The 22,207-nt window shown below is 31.0% G+C and carries 18 protein-coding genes and 1 tRNA gene; 3 read left to right on the plus strand and 16 right to left on the minus strand.

The annotated features are described in order from the left end of the window. Nucleotides 1–23: 23 nt before the first annotated feature. The 3 genes from rlmH to B5D41_RS05035 all read right to left on the minus strand — a co-directional run bounded on the left by rlmH (nucleotide 24) and on the right by B5D41_RS05035 (nucleotide 2,587). On the minus strand, nucleotides 24–503 hold the full coding sequence (rlmH, locus tag B5D41_RS05025) for a 23S rRNA (pseudouridine(1915)-N(3))-methyltransferase RlmH (protein WP_078809520.1): 480 nt from the start codon (nucleotides 501–503) through the stop codon (nucleotides 24–26). A gap of 93 nt (nucleotides 504–596) precedes the next feature. After that, nucleotides 597–1,751: a S1C family serine protease gene (locus B5D41_RS05030; RefSeq protein WP_078809521.1), complete on the minus strand. Its 1,155-nt coding sequence runs from the start codon at nucleotides 1,749–1,751 to the stop codon at nucleotides 597–599. 32 nt (nucleotides 1,752–1,783) lie between these two features. After that, complete coding sequence (locus B5D41_RS05035) at nucleotides 1,784–2,587, minus strand: MBL fold metallo-hydrolase (RefSeq protein WP_078809522.1); 804 nt, start codon at nucleotides 2,585–2,587, stop codon at nucleotides 1,784–1,786. 252 nt (nucleotides 2,588–2,839) lie between these two features. On the opposite strand from B5D41_RS05035, the gene B5D41_RS05040 reads away from it, so the two are divergent. Then, a complete protein-coding gene (locus B5D41_RS05040) occupies nucleotides 2,840–3,619 on the plus strand; it encodes a CheR family methyltransferase (RefSeq protein ID WP_078809523.1) in 780 nt (259 codons plus the stop codon). Here B5D41_RS05040 and hflX read toward each other — a convergent pair. The 11 genes from hflX to B5D41_RS05095 all read right to left on the minus strand — a co-directional run bounded on the left by hflX (nucleotide 3,616) and on the right by B5D41_RS05095 (nucleotide 19,249). Continuing rightward, entirely contained in the window at nucleotides 3,616–5,433 is a 1,818-nt protein-coding gene (gene hflX, locus B5D41_RS05045; protein WP_078809524.1) for a GTPase HflX, read from the minus strand. The genes B5D41_RS05040 and hflX overlap by 4 nt on opposite strands. 140 nt (nucleotides 5,434–5,573) lie before the next feature. Then, entirely contained in the window at nucleotides 5,574–6,239 is a 666-nt protein-coding gene (locus B5D41_RS05050; RefSeq protein ID WP_078809525.1) for a sugar transferase, read from the minus strand. Between the two features lie 102 nt (nucleotides 6,240–6,341). Next, nucleotides 6,342–8,387 (minus strand): cytochrome c3 family protein, encoded by a 2,046-nt coding sequence (locus B5D41_RS05055; RefSeq protein ID WP_078809526.1) that lies wholly within the window; start codon nucleotides 8,385–8,387, stop codon nucleotides 6,342–6,344. A gap of 66 nt (nucleotides 8,388–8,453) precedes the next feature. Continuing rightward, nucleotides 8,454–9,551, minus strand: a complete 1,098-nt coding sequence (locus B5D41_RS05060; RefSeq protein ID WP_078809527.1) for a 6-bladed beta-propeller — start codon at nucleotides 9,549–9,551, stop codon at nucleotides 8,454–8,456. 75 nt (nucleotides 9,552–9,626) lie between these two features. Then, entirely contained in the window at nucleotides 9,627–11,447 is a 1,821-nt protein-coding gene (locus B5D41_RS05065; protein WP_078809528.1) for a hypothetical protein, read from the minus strand. A gap of 28 nt (nucleotides 11,448–11,475) precedes the next feature. After that, the gene (locus B5D41_RS05070) at nucleotides 11,476–13,311 is read right to left on the minus strand and encodes an O-antigen ligase family protein (RefSeq protein ID WP_159442892.1); all 1,836 of its coding nucleotides are present in this window, start codon (nucleotides 13,309–13,311) and stop codon (nucleotides 11,476–11,478) included. 265 nt (nucleotides 13,312–13,576) lie between these two features. Continuing rightward, nucleotides 13,577–14,398, minus strand: a complete 822-nt coding sequence (locus B5D41_RS05075; protein WP_078809530.1) for a hypothetical protein — start codon at nucleotides 14,396–14,398, stop codon at nucleotides 13,577–13,579. Between the two features lie 109 nt (nucleotides 14,399–14,507). Then, entirely contained in the window at nucleotides 14,508–15,596 is a 1,089-nt protein-coding gene (locus B5D41_RS05080; RefSeq protein WP_078809531.1) for a 6-bladed beta-propeller, read from the minus strand. An 84-nt stretch (nucleotides 15,597–15,680) separates the two neighbouring features. After that, on the minus strand, nucleotides 15,681–16,706 hold the full coding sequence (locus B5D41_RS05085; protein ID WP_078809532.1) for a cytochrome c3 family protein: 1,026 nt from the start codon (nucleotides 16,704–16,706) through the stop codon (nucleotides 15,681–15,683). Between the two features lie 93 nt (nucleotides 16,707–16,799). Continuing rightward, on the minus strand, nucleotides 16,800–17,564 hold the full coding sequence (locus B5D41_RS05090; protein ID WP_078809533.1) for a cytochrome c3 family protein: 765 nt from the start codon (nucleotides 17,562–17,564) through the stop codon (nucleotides 16,800–16,802). 935 nt (nucleotides 17,565–18,499) lie between these two features. Further along, entirely contained in the window at nucleotides 18,500–19,249 is a 750-nt protein-coding gene (locus B5D41_RS05095; RefSeq protein ID WP_078809534.1) for a meso-2,3-butanediol dehydrogenase, read from the minus strand. Nucleotides 19,250–19,511: 262 nt separating this feature from the next. Between B5D41_RS05095 and B5D41_RS05100 the strand changes: the two genes are divergently transcribed. Together B5D41_RS05100 and B5D41_RS05105 are read left to right on the plus strand one after the other, a co-directional pair. Further along, nucleotides 19,512–20,567, plus strand: coding sequence for an NAD(P)/FAD-dependent oxidoreductase (locus tag B5D41_RS05100; RefSeq protein WP_268794131.1), 1,056 nt, complete (start codon nucleotides 19,512–19,514; stop codon nucleotides 20,565–20,567). 117 nt (nucleotides 20,568–20,684) lie between these two features. Next, nucleotides 20,685–21,083, plus strand: coding sequence for a hypothetical protein (locus B5D41_RS05105; protein WP_078809535.1), 399 nt, complete (start codon nucleotides 20,685–20,687; stop codon nucleotides 21,081–21,083). On the opposite strand, the gene rarD is transcribed toward B5D41_RS05105, so the two are convergent. Together rarD and B5D41_RS05115 are read right to left on the minus strand one after the other, a co-directional pair. After that, nucleotides 21,080–21,994, minus strand: a complete 915-nt coding sequence (rarD, locus tag B5D41_RS05110; protein ID WP_078809536.1) for an EamA family transporter RarD — start codon at nucleotides 21,992–21,994, stop codon at nucleotides 21,080–21,082. The genes B5D41_RS05105 and rarD overlap by 4 nt on opposite strands. Nucleotides 21,995–22,106: 112 nt before the next feature. Next, a tRNA-Sec gene (locus tag B5D41_RS05115) sits at nucleotides 22,107–22,207 on the minus strand.

Genomic DNA, 22,207 nt, shown 5'->3' on the forward strand with positions numbered 1-22,207 from the left:
GAAAAGTACAATTTTAAACATGTTTACCGGTGATATTCTTCTCCTCGCATAATCTTAAATGCCCTATATATCTGTTCTAATAAAAGTAACCTAATCATTTCATGAGTAAATGTCATATTAGAAAAAGAAAGTACATAATCAGCTAACTTATTAATATCTTTATGTAATCCTAGAGCCCCTCCGATTATAAAATCTATCTCACTATATCCTTGAACCTGCAGATTGCCAATAGACTTAGCTAATCCTGGCGAAGTCATATGCTTTCCTTGTGGATCCAAAGCAATACTATATGAGGTATTACTCACTTTCTCTTTAATCTTTTTTGCTTCTTTCTTTTTAATCTGATCTTTTTCAGCATTACTAAGATTACTACCTATTCTTTCATCTCTTAATTCAATAATATTTAAATCAGCATACCTACTTAATCTTTTAATAAATTCAGCTGCTCCAGCTTGAATATAGTCACTTTTTAATTTTCCCAGTGCTATCACATTAATCTTCATAAGCTTCCCCCCCTTATGCTGAAATATTTTTAACTAAGACTCAAAAGCTAGCTAATCATTAGCTAGCTTTTGGAGACTCTGCGATTTTCTAATTTATTTAGGAGCTGGCCTTGAATCTAATTCTACTTTTATAACTTTTAATTTCTTGTCTCTATATAAAGCTACCTTTATCTTTTGATTTACATTAAATTCTTTTAACTTCTTACGCAATCTATTCATAGATTCAATTTTAACACCATTAATTTCTGTAATTATGTCACCTTTACGTAATCCACTCTTATCTGAAGGACTTGCATTTACTACCCGAGCAATAAAAACTCCTGAATCTCGTGGTAGACTATATTGTCTAGCTAAGCTTTTATTAATCGTTACTCCATAAATCCCTAACCACGGCCTAATAATCTTTCCTTCATTAATTAATTCTTCTGCAATCTCTTGGACAGTATTAATAGGAATTGCAAAGCCTATTCCTTGAGCTCCTTGAATAATAGCAGTATTAATCCCTATAACTTTACCATCTTTATTTAATAAAGCTCCACCGCTATTTCCAGGGTTAATAGCAGCATCTGTTTGAATCATGTCAGTCAATTCTGTTCCTTGCTGAATTTCTAGCTTCCTACCTATAGCACTAACTACACCAGTAGTTACTGTATTTGAAAAACCAAAAGGATTCCCTATAGCAATAACTAACTGCCCAACTTGTAATTTATCAGAATTACCTAACTGGGCTATCGGTAAATCATCTCTACCTTTGATTTTGACCACTGCTAAATCAGTAATTGGATCTCTACCTATTACTTTTCCTGTAATTTCTCTTTGCTCTTTATTTGCTTTAGACAATAAGACTTTAATTTGGTCAGCACCTTCTACAACATGATTATTAGTCAATATATAACCTTTTTTACTAAAAATCACTCCTGATCCTTCACCTTTTACAAGTTCTTTTTTAGGACCATAAAAGAAATCATAGGTTAATCTCTGTTCTACTGTAGTAATCTTAACTATAGCTGGACCGACCTGATTAACAACATTAACTATAGAATTACTGTTTTTAGTACTACCCTGTGATGTGCCTTCTGGCTTCTGAACCTGAGGCCTAGCCTGAAAATTTTGCTTCTCTTCATTAGCAAATAAACCCGATACTAAAATTGTTACCAAGGATGACCCCACTATAATTCCAACTATAGCCACCACAAAATAAGAATACCATTTAGAAGTATGATCATTATCATCAAAAAATGGACTCATACTTAAATCTCACCTCCATAAAATTCAACCTACTAACCTACTTTAAATAATCTACTCACTTGCTCTCGACCTGCAAAACCTAATTCAAGATCTCTTCCTAACTCCATTCCTGCATCGACCACCATATTTTTAATTGTTAAGTGAGCTAATTCTGGCACATTATTATCTTTGCTAAGGTGAGCTAACAATATACATTTTACTGAATTTTCTACTAGTTCAACTACTGTTGCCGCTGCATCATCATTAGATAGATGTCCCTCGTTGCCCATAATCCTTTTCTTTAAATGCCATGGATAAGGTCCTGCCTTTAACATTTCTAAATCATGATTAGATTCTAAAATAACCATTTCAGAGCCTATTAGATTGTCAATGATTTCCTGGGTCATACAACCAATATCTGTAGCAAGAGCTATTTTTTTACCTTTATTTTTAATTGTATAACCAACAGGATCTACGGCATCATGGGGAGTACTAAAAGAATTAATTTCTAAACCCCCTATTTCTAATCCTGTTTTATCAATTAAGCATCTATTCTTTGATTTTATCTTTCCTAAATCCTTTTCTGCTGCTGACCAAGTCTTTTCTGTAGCATAAATAGGAAGATTAAATCTCCGGGAAAGAATCCCTACTCCTTTAATATGGTCTTTATGCTCATGGGTAATAAAGATAGCATCTAAATCTTCTCCTACTACATTTATTTCAGCTAACCTCTCCGAGACTCTTTTCCCACTCAATCCTGCATCTATTAAAATCTTCTTTTTATTAGAAGCAATAAATATAGAATTACCTGAACTACCGCTAGCTAATGAACAGACTTCTAAGGCAATCTTAATCATCCCCTTTAATTTCTATTAATATAATTATACCTAATAATTAATCTTTAATATTAATTATACATTATAATTTAAAAGTATCCAATAATTTATTATGATATCAATTGATTATATACAATTCTTATAACCTCCTACTTGACAATATCAATGCTTGTTCATATCTAATTTATTATTAAATGCAGGATTTTAATGATAAAAACTGAAATATTACATATATCAAGAGATAAATTATCTTTATTTGAAAGGAGTAACTACATGACACTTAGTTTTGAAAAATTTAGGGATAAAGCTTCTAGAAAAGTAAATATCGATCTGAGTAGCTATAAAATGAAAAGGGTTAAAAGACGTATCAATAGTCTAATGGATAAGCATAATATTGCAGATTATGACCAATGTTTAAATGAATTAAAGACAAACTCTAAATTTAAAAAAGCTTTTTTAAATCACTTTACAATTAATACTTCCGAATTCTTTCGTAATCCTAAAAACTTTAAGTTTTTACAAGAAAAGATATTTCCCGAATTATTAGCAGAAAAAAGGAAGATTAAAATCTGGAGCGCACCTTGTTCCGATGGATCTGAACCTTATACCTTAGCCATCATATTAAATGAATTAAATATCAACCCTAATAGATTCGAAATTCAAGCTACAGATGTTGACCGCCAAATCATACAGAAAGCCAAAAAAGGAGTATATAATCATAACTCAGTTAAAAAGGTAGAACCTAAAATTCTTAATAAATATTTTTCTGAAGAAGATGACAAGTATATCCTAGATCCTAAAATTAAACATCAAGTTCGATTCAAACATCATAATCTTTTAACTGACAATTATGGTTCTCAATGGGATCTAATTCTTTGCCGTAATGTATTTATCTACTTTACTAAAGAGATTAAAGATGAAGTTACCCAGAAATTGACGAACGCTTTACGAAAAGATGGTTATCTCTTCCTTGGTAATACTGAATATCTCTTGCAACCAGATAGTTTTGGCTTAGAAAAAGAATATGCTTCCTTCTATAAAAGAAAAACTTAAACTAAAGGCTCCATAGAAACAATATAATCTTCATCAACTGAATCAGCTATTTCTTGGCTGACTCTAGCTTTGATGAAGATTCCTTTATTATTATAATCTTCTTCTATTACTTTCCCACTCTGATGTATAAGATCTAAACTTCCTGCATCTGAATAAGGCAAAAGTAATTCTATTTCAACCATGGTATCTAAAACCAAACCTGATATCCTCTCTAATAATTTATCTATTCCTTCTCCTTTAACTGCTGATATAGCTAAACTATCTTCAATTTCTTGTTTAATTAATTTTATCTTTTCTCTATCATCAATCATGTCTATTTTATTCAATACAGTAACTATTGGTTTTTCTAATACATCTAATTCACTCAAAACTTCTAAAACAGCATCTATCTTTTCTTCATAATCTGCTTGACTAACATCAACTACATGTAATAGAATATCGGATTCCTCTACTTCTTCTAAAGTAGCCCTAAAAGCTGCTATTAACTGATGAGGCAACTTACGAATAAACCCTACCGTATCACTGATTAAAATTTCTCTCCCTATCGGCAGTTTCAGCTTGCAAGTATTAGAATCTAAAGTTGCAAATAATTCATCTTTAACCATAACATTAGCTGATGTTAATTTATTTAATAATGTAGACTTTCCAGCATTAGTATAACCTACTAAAGATACAGTTGGAAGTCTCCGTCTAGATCTTTGAGTAAACCTTGTCTTTTGAGCTTTATCAATCTTTTTATTTAAATTATTAATTCTTTTTCTAATTCTTCGTCTATCAACCTCTAATTTACTCTCTCCTGGACCTCTAGTTCCAATACCTCCAGCTAATCTAGATAACTCTACACCTTTTCCAGTTAACCTTGGCAATAAATAATTTAATTGAGCTAATTCAATCTGTAATTTTCCTTCTCTTGTATTGGCATGTTGAGCAAAGATATCTAGGATTACCTGAGTACGATCAATCACCTTAATCTCCAATTCTTCTTCTAAATTCCGTTGCTGTGCTGGATTCAATTCATGATCAAAGATAATAACATTGGCTCCTAAGGTATACTTTAACTCTTTTAATTCTTTCACTTTCCCATAACCTATATAATACCGACTATCAAGCTGCTCTCTATGTTGGATCTCTTCCCCTGCAACTTTTAAGCCTGCTGTTTGTACTAAACTACGTAACTCGACTAGAGTCTCTTTTTGTACAAAACTCTTATTGTTAGAAGTCTCTAATCCGACTAAAATAGCCCTTTCTTCTTCTCTCTCTTGTACTTTAATGGCCTCTTCTTTACTTAACTTTTCCTCAATAGATTGAACCTCAGTAAGATAATCTATCATATTTAACTGCTTAACCTGAAACGGACCTTCTACTTTACTACCTAAGACTATTTCTCCTCTTTTTACTTGTGGATAATGAATCTTAGCTTCAATAGATTGCAAATCATCTAATCTAATATGCAATACTAAATCTAACCTATATTCCTTTAAAAGAATATCTGTTTTTGTATCTAGATCTTGATCAAAAGTTAAATAAATACATCTTAATCCACTCAATCTTTGGTTACTTCTTCTTTGAGCCATATTTTCAAAGAATTCTTCAGTTAAATTTCCAACTCTAATTCTTAAAACTTCACCTCTCCTATTAATTAAAATAGCTAATCTCCGCTCAATTATCTCTATTTTATTAATTATCTTGTGTAGAAAGTTATTATCTACTAGATCAGAACTTGAAAATACCTCATTTGTTAGTTCTTCTAACTCTTCAATAGTTCTATTTTTTAATCCAGAGAGATTCCCTCTTAATTCTGTAATTATAATCACCTCACTACTATTCTTACTTATTCATTGTAACATGAGTTAACTACCAAATAAAGTATAATTGAGTATTTTACAAAAGAAAAAAGTACTGAAATCAATCTACAGTACTTTTTAACAATAAAAATTTGGTTTTAAATAAACATTCATCGTGCTCCATTGCCTAAGATAATAATTAATACCGTTTTTAATAATACCTTAATATCTAAGAGCAATCCTCGTTTCTTTATGTAGAATATATCTAGTCTCACCTTTTGGTGAGGACTTAGCTCATACCCTCCTGTTACCTGTGCTAATCCTGTTATTCCTGGTTTAATTAATAATCGATCTCTAAAATCAGTATAATTTTTACTAAATTTATCAATAAAGACTGGCCGTTCTGGTCTAGGACCTACTAAAGACATCTCGCCTTTTAATATATTCAAAAACTGAGGTAATTCATCTATACGTCTCTTGCGAATAAAATGACCTACTTTAGTTATTCTTGGATCATTCTTTTTAGCCCAAACTGGTCCTGTTTCTGCCTCTGCATTCTTTACCATCGATCTAAATTTATAAATTATAAATTCTTCACCATTTAAACCAAGCCTTGATTGTTTAAATATAATCGGTCCAGGGGTGTCAATCTTAATTGCAATAGCTACTATTAACATTATCGGTAAAGTCAATATTAAACCAAGCACAGAAACAATTATATCTAATAATCGTTTAGTAGATAAATACAAATGATATCTCAAATTATTATTTCTCTTTTGTTTTAAAATTGACCTATTAATTTTAGAATTAATAACTTCAGAATCTAACTTAGCCATCAACTCCCCCCTTTTTTTAATTATAAGCCTTACCTCTTGTAATAAGCATAACAATCAAAAGTAAAGAACTACCTATATTACCTGTAGACTTGATATAATAATTTATGGAGAATACGTACGTGGGTTCTTCATATGACATGTAGCATCACAACTATAATTTGTCGTTGTCTTACTATAAGAAGTAATTTCCGAATTATTAAATCCATCTGCTACCTCTACTACCTTATGACTATATCCTACACCATCTGTAATATGTGGCTGTTCGATATGACAATTGGTACAATTACTATATTGCCAATGACTTCCTTTAGAATGAATACCACCTGGCATATCATGACAATCATCACAAGTGCCATTAGTAGGATCAATGCTCATCATTAATAGATTCGTATAATCAGTACCATGTGGTGCAGGACTCGAAGCACCATCTTGAGTATGACAAGCCTGACAACCTGATGTCCAGGTTATTGGTCTTACTATCTGCGGATAAACACTGCCATCATTGGTAATATTCATTGGATGACCACTATTCATGTCTGACCTACTACTATGACAATCAACACATACCTCCGGCTGAGTACTCTTTAAGAGTTGACTTACATTAGACCCATGTGGTACACCAGTTTCGCTACCGTAATTTATATTAGAATTATAATTAACACTATCACCATGACAAGCTGTACATTTAGTATTATGCTGTGACCCAGTAGCATTGATAAAATAAATTTTAGGAGGGCCTTCACTAGCTGTGCTATTATCATGACAGCTTACACAAAGATCACTTGTGCTTGGACTGTCTACATTGACAAACTGTGGCTCAGTTAATAAACCATCTTCATTTGAACCGTGAACTGCTTCTCCACTTATATCTTCACTATTACCACCGTGACATTTAGTACATTTCTCTGCATTAGTTCCGTTACCATGTGTGCTAGTTCTATTATCAAAAGTATATTTCACACTATCTATACTCTCCTGTAGGCCATTAGCCCCTTGATGACATTTATAACATAACTCATAGCTATTAGTGACTGAGGTAATTAAAGTACCACTTAAATCAAAACCTGGTATTCCTTTTAAAGGATTACTCAAAGTTACTTGGTGTGGATCATGACAATCAGAGCATTCTGAATGTTTATTAACAGCAGCAACTGGCAATTCGGTACTTGGCTCGTTATTCTCTAAAGCATAATGTCTACTTGCTAAATTTGAATCTTCTATTGGATGTGTAGATCCACCATTATTATTGACATTATCTATTACACTACCAATGTCTACCACAGAAGTCCATTCATCATAACGGTTACCACTATCATCATGACACGTATAACATAACTGTTCTTCTGTAGATGCTTTTAATCCTGCTGATTGAGCAGCACTATGAGGCGTATGACAATCATTACAAGTAACACCAACATCGTAATGAGCATTTCCGGTTGTCCAGCCAGTCTTATTATGACAAGTAGTACATAAGTCACCACCAGTATTATCTTTAATTAAAAAATCTCCATAAGTATTATTATGTGGGTTATGACAAGAAGCACATTGAAGTCTAGAATTATCACCTAACATATCATTCTTAATAGTATCACCTAAACCACTAGAAGCAATATTAGGATCCTCTAATTCGCCATCTGATTCTGCTAATATATTATCATAAACAAAACTAATTGGATGATCATCAGTAATATTAACTCCCAAATTAGCTTTAGCTGTATCTGAAAAAGTTTCTAAATCACCTAATTTACCAGTGCCACTATCAGTTATCATCTCATTACCTACGGAACGAATATTGACCACATCCCCCATAGCAATCGTTCCATCATGACAACTTAAACATAAAGTGGATGAGTCATTTGGTTGATCAATATCTGTTGCATCAATTGTTGAACTATCATAAAGAGTATAAGATTCTTTTGACATTGTATGATTCCATAGTGGCTCAATTGGAGCTGCATCATGAGGTGTATGACAATAAAGACAGTAATTATCCGCTTCAAATGATTTTATATCTCCTGATCCTGTAGCAGATAGATTGTGTACTGAATCCCTTACATCATATGTGTCTGCCTCAACAAAAGTAGTAAAAATAAGCAGTATAACTAGATTCATTAGCAAAAAAATTGTGATCTTTTTATTAATATTCATACTCACATTTATCACCTCTCATAGAATTTCATTCTTATATTAGACTTCAATATCTTTATTTGATAATTACTTTCCTAAATACTTAAATATCTGTATCCGATGATTATAGGAATCTGCTATATAGATATTATCTTGTTTATCAATATGTATCCCTGTTGGTAACCAAAATTGCCCTAAATCTGTGCCTTTCTCTCCTACAACTAATAATAATTTTCCTTCTTCATTAAAAATCTGCACTGCTCCAAATAAAGCATCAACTACATAAATATGTCCTTCACTATCAACAGCTATCCCCTTTGGGCGAGCAAAGCTACCAGAACTATCTCCTAAATGACCAAATTCAGAAATAAAATCACCTTTTAAATCAAAGATTTGAACTCTAAAATTCATTGAATCACTAATATAGACTTTTTCATTTCTTATGAAAATATCAATTGGATAATTAAACCTACCTGGTTTTACTCCTCGTTTTCCAAAAATTTTAATCAATTTATAAGTCTCAGTATCATAAATATAAACCTTATTTTCTATAGTATCTACTATGTATAATTGATTTTTCTCTCTATTAACTCCTAATCCTGTAGGTCTCTTTAATTTATCAGTTCCTAACCGTTTAATTAATTCACCATCATTAGAAAAGACTAAAACTTCTTGTTGGGCCGAATCAGAAACAAATATCCTTTTATCATCTACTACTACATCAATAGGGTTACTAAAATAACTATCTCCATCTTTAGAAAAGAATGATCCTTTATCTTTATATAAAAATTTATTCATTTCATTTTCATTAAAATCTATTTTATATACTGCTTGAGCAGTAGGGTCTGCTATATATAATTCTTCATTAGAACTACTTAAACTAAAAGGACGTTGCAATCTTGTTTTATTCTCTTTTTCTCCAAACACAAAGTTTGTAAACTTACTCCACAAACTTTTCTTTTCTTCCTGCTTAGGCTGTAGCTGTTCTGCATTAGAAATACTACGTATAAATTTAATTTTAACATTTTCTGGTGATGGCCAATATTTGGTGAAATTTACTTCTTTCTTTGAAACACCATAAGCCTTGAAAACAAAAACTATATTTATAATAACCACTACAATTAGTAATATCAGTAATACTTTCTTTCTTAAAATATTATAGTTAAATTCATTATAACTTTTCACTCTCTTCCCCCCTGGCAATAACTTTTTAATTCAAGTTATTAGACTTCCTACTAATAAATAAAATCCAAAATCAGCTTAAAAATACCGAGTTAAACTAGTGGTTACCCTTAAAGTATCACCTGGATTATAAGTATAACCACCGTCTTCCCTCCACCTTGCTTTTAATCTTAATATCATACTTCGATAACGGTAGCTCCCTTTTAAGCTAATCCCTGTATCCCAATTATTCTGTATAAGATCATTATTACGATGAAAATTAAGAGTCCATTGTGAGTTAAAGGTATAAAAATTAATCTCACCATTCCAGCGACGATAATTTTGTATCTCTTCTACTACATTAAAATCATCTTTATCCTGATGATAGCCCTTCACCCCTAGCTTTAGCTTTAAACGTCTATATGGACTAAAATTTAAATTAAAGTTATAATTAGGTGTATAACCAAAGTCTTCTAAATCAGAGTTATAGTGAGTACCTCCAAAAAAATTAAAATTATTAAATAAGTAACGTTGATATTTAAGTCCTATATTTAATGATTTACTATTTATTTGAGAGTTAGACTTACTTTCCTTTTCTTTCTTTTTATTTTTCCAAATAAGTTTGTGGCCATATGAGGAATTAAGTGTAAAGTTACCAAAGTAGAAATTAGGGAAAGTATTATTTAAACTTAAATTAGTACTCTTTTGTGTGAAAACTCCATTATTTTCATCAGACTTCTCATTTCTATTATTAGAAATTTTCAGTTTAGAATCAATATTATAAAAATCAAAATTACTAGCTAAGCTTGCCTCATTCCTTGACTGATGCTCTACCTGTTTAGTCACGTGATTAACCAATTCCTCTTGAGTATTAGATATATCAAATTTAAGAGGTAGTCCATCCCAGTAAGATATATCAGCACCAAAGCCTAAATTCAGCTTATCTGCAGCACCATTATCCCTTATTTGAGAGTTGCTTTTCAGTATCCTGCCATCAAAACTTAGAATTGGATAAGGGTCAGCCTTAAAGTTCATTAGCAAACTCGTATTCTTCTTTGTATCAATAAATTTATTTTGTACTCTTTCTTTATTAATTCGTTTTCTATAATTTGCTCCAATCTTTAAATAGTCTAAAGGATTCCAGGTAGTCTTTAAGCTATAATTAATACTCTGTTCATTCTTTTGGTCACTGATGGAATATCCTCCATCTATATCAGATAAATAAAGAAAGTCTTCATATAAATAATTATTAATAAAAAGTGATTTAGTCTTAGTAACAGTATCATCCATACTTATTGAATCTTCAATAAGTAAATTTTTGTATTTTGTTGTTATCTTAGTCTTCATAAGATCATTAAAATTTAAATCTTTATTCAATTTAATATCATATTTCCGAATCTGATTATCAACCTTCTCTTTAGTTACATCAAAATTTTCTTTTAGTTTTATTTCAGAGCTCAATCGTAATCCTAACGGTAATGGTGTATGTAATGTAGCAAAACTTCTCTTAAAGACAGTATTAATTACCTCTTCTTTATCATCTCCTCCATAGTCCCGCTCCTGCTTCTCAGTAGTTAAATTTAAGGAAAGAGGACTTCGAGGAAGTAAGTTAATACCAAAATTATAACTATTAACTCTAGGCTTTAATCCTTCTGATTTATTAATATAATCACGATAACTTATACCAAAATTATAAGAGCCTATCTGTGGGAAAACTAAAGCCCCACCAGAGTCTAATCCAACCTCATAATCCGTATAAGTAAGCAGATGGCTACTTCCGTCTTTATCTTTAGAATACTCACTTCCCCATCGTAAATTCCCTCCAAAATCAAGTGGTCTCAAGGCTAAAGAGCTTTGAGATAGAATTACACTTATAAAGATTATCAATATAAAGTTTATAATTATAAACTTTCTCCTCATATTATTTACTCCTTACGTAATTATATAATTACGTCATTAGGTCTTGATCGTTAGACTTCTTTAATTTTAGATTAATGCTAATACCTATTCCTAATAAAATCCAAAAGATAGGTGCAACAGATACTACACTATCATTAAAGAATGCTGTCATCAGATAACCAGTCAAGGCTATTAAAATACTGGCTCCGATTATTTCATGAATATTATCAAAATTACTAAATGAATAAATTTTGATACTTGAAAAGAAGTAACTAATAACCAAAGATAAAAAGGCTAGAAGTGAAATAATACCAGTATTAATTGCAATTTGTAGATATAAATTATGTGGCTTGTCAACAATTTTTAAGGTACTGCCAAAAGTCTTAAGCTTACCTACAAAATCATTCTGCGGAAAATAGAGAGCATAAGTATCAGGTCCATATCCAGTAATAAATGAATTCTTTAATAATGGCAAGGATCTAGACCATATGAACCCCCTACCAGATGCTAACCTTTCTTTATTTTCAAATCCCCAATACTCTACCTCCTTCAATTTATATAAATGTTTCTTTATCCCCATAACTCGAAATCCAGTTGGGGTCACCTTGAAATTAACCTTCATTCTCCTATTGCCAAAAAGCTTATCATATTCAAGATGTAATAGATCCTTATTCGGTACATATACAAAATGATAATTCTTATACTGCTTGTCATTCAATTCAATAATATTTACATATTGGTTAGATTCATAGGGATCAGGATACTTAGTATATGAATCAAGAATCTTCTCTCCAGCCCTATTATAGAATTCTAAATTATCATTCTTCATAACTACTACATTTAATTTCTCAGTTTCAGTTACTATTGATAGCTCTTTTCCATTAATTTTGATATCCTTGAGATTACTTACCTCACCTTCTCCAAAGGCCAGTTCAGTCTCTCTTCCTAAAGATAGTAATTCACTTCCTAAGTCACCATTAGCTGCATAATTCATAATGCTAAATACTATAATGAAACAACAAATAATTCCTAAAATATATTTATACTCTTTAATTATTCTCTTATGTAATAATACAAATAATAGGATTATTGCAAAGAAACCACCAACTATACCAGCCCGGGAACGAGAACCTAACCAAGTAGCAAACATCAAAAGACTAAATACACCTGATAATAATTTATGTTGTCTATCTTTAATTAAAACATATAACCCTAAAGAAAAGCTAAATAATATTGATGTATAACTCCCGACATAATTAGGATTATATAATGTAGCATATATTGTATATAGCGGAAATTTAGCATCTATTGTATCTACTACAGTATGTAACTCCTGAGGTAGAATTAATAGTAGGCCTTTCATCGTCCTAAAAAGGTCTAGACCAAAATATTGAAAAATACCAAGAATACTTAAAACAAAAGCAGAAACTAGAAGAGACCCTATTATAAATTTTATATCTTTTTTAGTATTAACTAAATTTATTGTGATAAATGTTATGATTAAATATGAAAGCAATGTAAACATCCCTTCATAGCGATCAGGAAACCCTAAAAAAGCGACAGATTGATATTCAGATAATAACGACGAAAGAATGATAAATAAAGCATAAACCCCTAAAGGTATATAGTAATAAGTATTCTTTAAATTATTTCTCTTTAATAAGTAAATAACGAATAATATTATAGCAATAATAGTAGAAATCAAAATCCATACCATCTTATAATAAGAGAAATAATCCCAATTAAACTTAGCACCAGTCCAGTATCTAAGTAGGAATTTTTGTAAATGAATCTTTTTTAAATATACTATAAACGGAATAATACTAATCATAAAAGCTATAGGTATCAAATATAAGTAGTTTTTGATCCTTTTAATTCCTTTCAAAGTACTACCCTCCAATCTAAAATTTATCATCCTGACTTTAGTTCCTATCTACCCTTTTTAAATTTATCCTAATTTTAAAAAAATTATCTATTCATAAATTCATAATATTTCCATCATAATTCTGTAACAATTTAGATGTAGAATTAATATAGTAAGCTATAAAGATAAACTATTAGTATTGAAAAGGGCTAAAGGGCTCTAAAAAGAGCCCTTTAGTTAAGTACAACTTTTAATAAACACCTCTTAATAAGCACTTATTTACCCTTTACTTCTGGTGACACTGAATACATAAGTTTTCAGCAGCATGACCACCCTCTTGAAAAGTAGTTATATCTACTGCAGTATCATCCCAAGCTTGCTGAGTCTTAACTCTTAAGAAAGAGTCTTCATCACTTTGCATACCATCAATGTCCAAATGTGGATCATGACAGGTATAGCAACTAACAACCTGGTCACTGGTGTCGTTATGAGTTAATAACGCATATGTTTCATCACCAGGATTCAAGTCAGCTTTAAACGTAGTGTCACTATAGCTCATAGTTGTAAGTCCTCTAAATCTATGAGTATTATACGCAACACCTACTGGATGGTCATCATTTAAGTCTCTAGAGATAACGTTCTCCATCATATCAACTTGACTTCCACCAGCTCCACTAGTATCCTCAGTAGTTGTCCCTGCTGTTTGAGGTACAGTCATGGTACCATCGTGACAGCTCATACATAACTTTGTATTAGTAGTGAACCCTGAGAAATCATACAACTTACTTGGAGGAGTTAAACCACCATCAGTAGTTGATCCATCAGTAGAACTATCATAGTAGTCGCTGAATAATGCACCTTCTTCCTCTGGATTAGTATTGTGAGGAACGTGGCATCCTACACAAGAGATGTCAGCACCAGTTAAAATATCATAACCGTTACCAGCTTCTCCTTGCATTGTAGCGAAATCGTGGCCTGAACCATCGATTCCGAAGGTACCATCATCTCTCACAACTATACCATTTGTATCATCTCCAGCGGCAAGTGTTGGTATAGCAAATAAAGCTATCACCAAGATAGATAGGAAAATAATTCCTAACTTCTTCATAATTTTCACCTCCTTTCTAGTTTAGATATTTTTTGCCTGCCTAGAGATAGATGCACTATCTATAGGCAAATAGGCAAAAGCCATATAAAAATTTATATTATTAAATCTATTATTTATCAGTAGGTTCAGCCTTCTTAACTTCTTTCGATTTAGCTTCTTTCTTTGGAGGTTGAAGTTTTAGCACCTGCAGACGTCTATTCATAGTATCAATAATATATATTCTTCCTTTATCATCAATCTCTATCTCAGCCGGTAATCGAAACTGCTTATCATTAACACCAGGCCTTCCGAAAAAGAAAAGTAGTTTTCCTTCTTTATCAAATACTTGCACAACCTGCAAGTAACCGTCGGTTACATAAGTCCGACCTTTGTTATCAATCGCAATTCCTTTCGGCCGCGGTAAACTTCCTAATGTCTGGTCTGGGCCTCCATCAATCTGTCTAATAAATTCTCCATCTGGATTTAAAACTTGAATTCGATAATTAAGAGTATCACCAACATATATATGTCCCTCTTGGTCTACAGCTAATGCAATTGGATAATTGAAGTTTCCATGACCAGCTCCTCTTTTACCTATTACCTTGAGAAGTTTTCCTTTTAAGCTATAAATCTGAATATTATGATCTCTTGTGTCTGCCACATAAAGACGTTTTCTTTTTTCATCAATCACTAAACCTGTTGGCCTCTTAAGTCTCTTCTTGTCGTCCTTATCTGCTATAAAACCAAAATCTTTAATATAGTCACCTTTTATATTAAATACGGTAATCTTATTTTGAGTAGAGTTAGAGACATAGATTTTATCCTTGACTATATCAATACCTGTTGGATTCTCTAATTCACCTACTCCTATCTTCTTAAGATAAGAACCATCAGGCTTAAATACTAAGACCTCACTCTTGACCGCATCGGTTACATATATCTTACCTGTCGACTCATCTACAGCAACTCCGAATGGTTTATTGAGTTCAACTAAAGGCTTGGCACCAAAAAGAAATCTTTTAAAACCAGACTCTTCTCGAGTACTACCATATGTAATTGCTAAAGCCTTGATTCGATCTTGTACATACATATTATCTTTTGTGTCTTCTTTATCCTGTGCTAACACCTGAATACTTAATCCTACAGTCATAATCGTAATCATTAACCCAAATATAAGAATATAATTTAATAAACTTCTATTTGTAATGTTCGTTTTCATAATTCACCCCTCGCTATTAATTATATTTTAGATTGAATAATGAATTTTATTCTTAACCATTCAGTACTAATTACTTCTTTAATACTATGCTTCTTTATGACATTGCTTACATATATTTTGAGAGTTCACTTTTAAAGCTGATCTATTAGCCCCACCATGAGGGTTATGACATGTAATACATTCTATTTCCTTTCGTAACTTTATATTTCCTAAGAAATGATGTGCTCCATAATTATTATGACAAGAAAGACAAATACTTGTTATATCTTGCCTTAGCAAGGGCAAATAACCTGCACTATGCGGTCTATGACAATTAACACATAATCCCTTACCTATAATCCCCTGAGCTTTAGCATGACCTGTGTTAGGAAATACATACTCTTTTGCACTATGACATTTATAGCATAAATTATTATCATGATCTTTGGTAAGTTTGTCACTAAAAGCATTATGAGGACTATGACACTTAAAACATTTACTTTTAGCTATTGGATAATGTATATACTTTCTTTTGAATAAATTTAAATCTAATGACTTTTTATGAGGGTCATGACAATCTATACAATTCTTATCTGCATAATGTTCTTTAGTCTTACTCGAATATGAGATTACATTTGTAGGTCCGTGACAATTTAAGCAGAATTCTTTACTCTGTAAATTATTAGACTGATGTTGATTGTGACATTGTGTACAAGCTATACCACCTTGCCCATGATTACTTTCTATCCAATTTTGTTTAATAATTTTAATTCTCTGTCTTTTTTTAGAATCATTATTAGTAAAATGACATCTATCACCGCACTTCTGATTAGCTTCTTCAAATGAGCTTGGAATTAAGACCTCTTCCTTTTTATTATGAGAATTATGGCAAATTTCACATTTACTACGATAATTGAAACTTGAAAATGAAGATAACTCTTTAAAATTTTGATAATGAGACGTCTTACTCCAATCAAGATACAATTGTACGTGACAAAGCTTACAGTCTTTTGAACTTGTGATTTGGTTAGTTTTCTTACTTTCCACAATTTTTTGATTATTAACCGATAAGATTAATATAGCAATTAATATCATAAAAATTATATATATTCTTTTTCTAATCTTCTTCATTATGCCCCCTCCATAACTTGAGACAAAACAGATTAATATCAAATGCCTTTAGATAGTTATAATGTGCAAAATCACAAGTTCTATATTGTTAAACTAATTATTCGTTTTAAGATTATTCAATTGGATAGCTGTTCTCTTTAAAATATCTCTAATATAGATGGAGTTATGAATACCTTTACTACCATCTTTTTTGGTAAATTCATAATTAGCCTTAGCTTTCTTATAAATTTCTTGATCTTTAAATTCTTTATTAGTCTCTAACAATTTTTTAACTTTATTTTGCATATTAGTTATTGTAGATTGTTTTGAAACTATTTGCCTTTTAAGTAATTTTGGCGGCAAAACCCTATGACAGGTAGTACATGAAGCCACTTGTTTTTCTTTATTATCAGTCTTTTCTTCCTGTGAATCCTTGTTAGTATTATCGGTTTCTAAAGATGTGGGCATTATAAATTTAAAGCTGTGACTTTTATTATCAGGCATGTGACAATCCACACAAGTCACTCCAGAAACTGAGTGTGAGCTTGGTACATCCCTCTCAGTAAAGAATGTAACTTTAGATCCTTCAAGAACTTCCTTTTGCGGCATGCCTATGGATCCACCGGCTTTAATCTCGCCAGTAGTATGACATGTACTACAAACTTCTTTCTTATCTTGACGTAATTTCATATTGGATTTATGACACGATAAGCAGGATATCCCCATTTTTGCGTGACCCGATGTCTCCCAACTCTTCTTTACATCTTGGTGACACTGCTTACAGCTTTCAGAATCCATGGCAAAAGCATTCTGAGAGGTTAAATTTAATCCAACAAAAATTAATAAACAAATTAATAATGATATTTTTATTTTTTTCAAAATAATCCCCTTCCTTATTTAGCTTATACTTAATTTAGCTTATACTTAATTTAGCTTATACTTAATTTAGCTTATACTTATAAATTATTTTAAATTTAGTTTCATATAACTTGTAGAAATTTTCACTAGCTGAGTATAATAAAATATCACCTCACTTCATCATTAAGCTCTCCTAATAACTGTTAAGGGGAAATCATTCCTGTATTTAAACTATACTTTAAGTTTGATACAATTCGTGGCGTCTTTCACTAGTTAATCATAATAAAATATTAACGTGCTTCATCTTTGTTTACTTACTATAATCTATATGTTAAATTTTTCTAATTATGACTAAAGTTTGAACTATTCTTGAATTGTTTTTGTCACATGTGAATCGAATCACTATGGAGATAAATTTAAAATTTATCTGTTTTAAGAAGACTCTAACTATAAACTATACTGTGCTTTATTTCATTTATATTCTTTATCATACATAATATATATTACCAGTTGAATACTTAGATTCTATGATGATCCATTCCTAATTTGTAATAGAATGTTACCGATCTTGCTAATAAAATAGATAATACTATTAACTTTATAGCAACCACATCCCTCCTGTAATCTCAATATAATTCATTACCATATATTTACATCTCTGTATATAACTGTATTCTTCATAGAAATCGTATCTCCTTCTTTTAATTTAAATTATTTAATATTTTTTTCAAACAAGATCGATCTTTACTAGATTTTCATCTCAGTACACTTTATTTCCATATAATTACAATTGTGTATATAACTGTATTCTATGCGAATATAATATCTCCTTCTTTTTCATTAAAATTATTTAATATTTATCTAAATAATAAAAAACTACCTATTAGAACCTTTAAACAAGGTAATCTAATAGGTAGTTATATACAAATAATATTAATTTACTTTTAAGATAATACTTAGGACATAGTCCAACCGCCGTCAACAGGTAAAGCAACACCTGTTATATATGAAGATAGATCAGATGCTAAGAACAAAGCTGCATTAGCTATATCGTCAGGTTGACCAAACTCATTTAATGGAATAGGTTGTAGAAACATCTCTCTAAGCTGTTCGTCTTCTAGTACCTCTCTAGTCATTTCAGTCTCACCTGTTCCTGGACATATACAGTTAACCCTAATATTATCATCAGCATGGTCTACTGCTAAAGCTTTTGTCAGTGAAACAACAGCTCCTTTTGAAGCAGCATAGGATACTGCATCTGGAAAGCCCATTAAGCCTGCTGCTGAACCTGTATTAATAATAACTCCCCCATCACTATTCTCTTTCATATGTGTTACTGCATATTTACATCCTAAAAAGACACCATCAAGATTAACATCTAATACTCTTTTCCAGTTATCTATATCAATTTCATCAACTTTACCTGGAATATAAATTCCAGCATTATTGAAGAGAATATCTATTCTTCCATATGTATTAATTGCCTCATCTACAAACTTCTTAACATCTTCTGCTTTCGAGACATCACCTTGAACAAATACTGCCTCACCACCATTATCATTAATCTCATCAATAACTTCTTGTCCTTCTTCATTATAATCTACACCAATAACCTTAGCTCCTTCATCGGCAAACAATTTTGATGTTTCCTTACCAAAACCAGAAGCTGCCCCAGTAATAATAGCCACTTTCTCTTTTAATAACATCTAGCATCCCTCCTTGAAATTTTAATTGTTATAATTTTCTTATAACAGTTATTAGACATAATTATATATTAAATTTTAACTAATATCAAACTTTACTATACATATCTAAACCAAATCACCATTACTTATATTTTTATAATAATTCTAATTCCTATTTAAATAAAAATCTAGCTTATAAGCCATAATAACTTATGATTATACTTATAGTAATCATAAGTTATTATCATTCCATATCAAGGGGGTAATCAATATTAGAATAGCCATCGTTGGAGCAGGAATTAGCGGATTAACTGCTGCTTATAAATTAGAAAAAGCCGGCTTTAAGCCTACTATTTATGAAAAAGAACATAAAGTAGGAGCAAGATTTGTTAACGGAGAAGCAATGCTTCATTTAATTAATCTACCTATTACTGACGCCTTCTATTACCTCAGTCTTAATCAAGAGATCCCTCTTCAACCAACTCTCCCTATCCGTAAAATCAAATTTTACGGACCAAATGAAAATGCAACTATTATTGGTGACATCGGTTATATTACCATTAGAGGTAATCATGAACGGTCTTTAGAAAATCAATTAGGGAAATTAATTAAGAGCAAAATCAAACATAATCAAAGACCCGATTATCAGAGTTTAAAAGATAACTTTGACAAGGTTATCATTGCAACTGGTGATGCTAGAACAACTAAGAAGTTAGATCAATGGCAGCATACAGATGTTTCTGTAAAGATCATCGGAGCAACTATTGAGGGTAAGTTTGAACCGACTACTGTTAAAATGTGGCTTAATCATAATTTAGCTCCACAGGGTTATGCCTATTTGCTTCCTTTTGGACATAAATTAGCATCATTAGCTATTGCTACCTTACATGATACTGTTAATTTTAAAGAACTATGGAATAATCTTTTAGAAGAACTTAATTTTGAATTTAAAATTAAAGATACTTTTCAAATAGATCATTATGAAATTGGTCGACCTAAAACTAATGAATTTAATAATACTTATCTAATTGGTCAAGCAGGAGGATTCATTATGCCATTCTTAGGATTTGGGCAATTTAGCTCTATTGAAAGTGGAATATTAGTAAAAAAAGCCATCACTGAAGATAAAAACTATGATATTTTAACAAAAAATCTTAAAAATGATTATCAAAATTCTTATAAATTACGTAAGATAATAGGCGGCATGTCTAATAAACAATATGACAAATTAGTTAAATCCCTGAATAATAAAACTGTAAAAAAGATGTTTTTACAGCGAAAGATAAATATCACTAAACTTATAGGTTGGCTTAGTTCTCCATTTACATGGTTAACATAGATATATTTATCCTATTTCTAAAAAATACTTTTTAATTATTTTTTACTTTATAAGGGTTTAAAATAATTATAATCGGGAAATATATTATATAAGTTATAATTCAAGGAGGAATCTAATATGAAAAAACTAAATGAAAGCATTGAAATTAATAGCTTTTTAAATAAGCTAGATAAATATAGAGAAGATAATATAATTCTTTTAGAAGTTTTAATCACTATTGAAGACTATATAAGAGAGTGCTTTAATGAGAATAAAGTAACCGTAGATTTCTTTATTAAAGGATTAAATATTATTCGTTCATGCGAAGAAGAGTTAAATACAATAGAAGAAAGCTATATTAATTTTGTATTAATTAAAAAGAAGCAGAATATTACTTTACAAAATAAAATTAATGATTTATTAAATGAACTACGTAGCCAAGTTAAACAAAATCTAATCACTTATAATGTATATGAGAGCCTTAAAAAATATATAGATTTTGCTCAAGGTTATTATTTATCTGAAGTAATCTATTAAAACCTCTCTATCTTTTGCCTCTGCCTCTTTAACTGCATATCTCTTATCTGAGAAATAGTAAATATGGCTAAACCAATCCAAATAAAACTAAAACTTATCAAATGAGTAGTTGTAAATTCTTCTTTAAAGACAAATATCCCTAATATAAGGCTGATGGTCGGGGAAATATACTGTAAATAACCCATACTAGACAGCGGTAATCTCTGGGTTCCTTTAGTAAAGAATAATAAAGGTAGAGCTGTTACTATTCCAGAACAAATAAGTATTATAGTTGTAATACTAGAAACATGACCTAGAGCACCCACACCGCTAACCTGTCTAAAGATAATATAGCCCAACGCAATTGGCGCTAAAATGGCGGTCTCCATAGCTAATCCTACCGTTGAACCAATTGAAATGGTCTTTTTCATAAGTCCATATAATGCAAAAGATAAGGCTAAAGTCAAAGAAATCCAAGGCATCTGCCCATATTTAAAAGTCATAATACCAACCCCAATTGTAGCCATAACTATAGATATTATCTGCCAAGAATTTAATTTCTCTTTTAAGACTACTACACCTAACAAAATAACAATTAAAGGATTCATATAATATCCCATACTTGTTTCAACAATATGTCCAGTATTCACTGCCCAGATATATACTCCCCAATTAATAGATATGAATATAGTTGCAAAGATAAGACGAATCAAATTAGATTTGGATTTGAAGATTTCTTTAAATTGATGTAATTTTTTCTGGAAATATAAAATTACCAGGACAAAAACTAGGGACCAAAGAATACGATGAGCAAGTATTTCCATGGGAGCAACCTTATCTAATGCCTTCCAATAAAGAGGTAAAATACCCCACAAAACATAAGCAGTTATACCATAAAAAATACCTGTTAATTTAGATTTATTATTGTCCACTTTTCTCACTCCATATATTATATTTAAATTAGTTATAATAAAAACTGTCCATCGGACTACTTAAAATTAATCAAAAATTCCGTGGGACAGCTCAAATATATATATAATTATTTGGCGGGAATGTGTAGGAATCGAACCTACCGCGGACAGCTCAAGGCTGGCCCGCCGCCGGATTTGAAGTCCGGGGCACCCACCAGGGGTACAGCCATTCCC

The sequence above is a fragment of the Selenihalanaerobacter shriftii genome (genome assembly GCF_900167185.1).
Taxonomy (GTDB): Bacteria; Bacillota; Halanaerobiia; order Halobacteroidales; family Acetohalobiaceae; genus Selenihalanaerobacter; species Selenihalanaerobacter shriftii.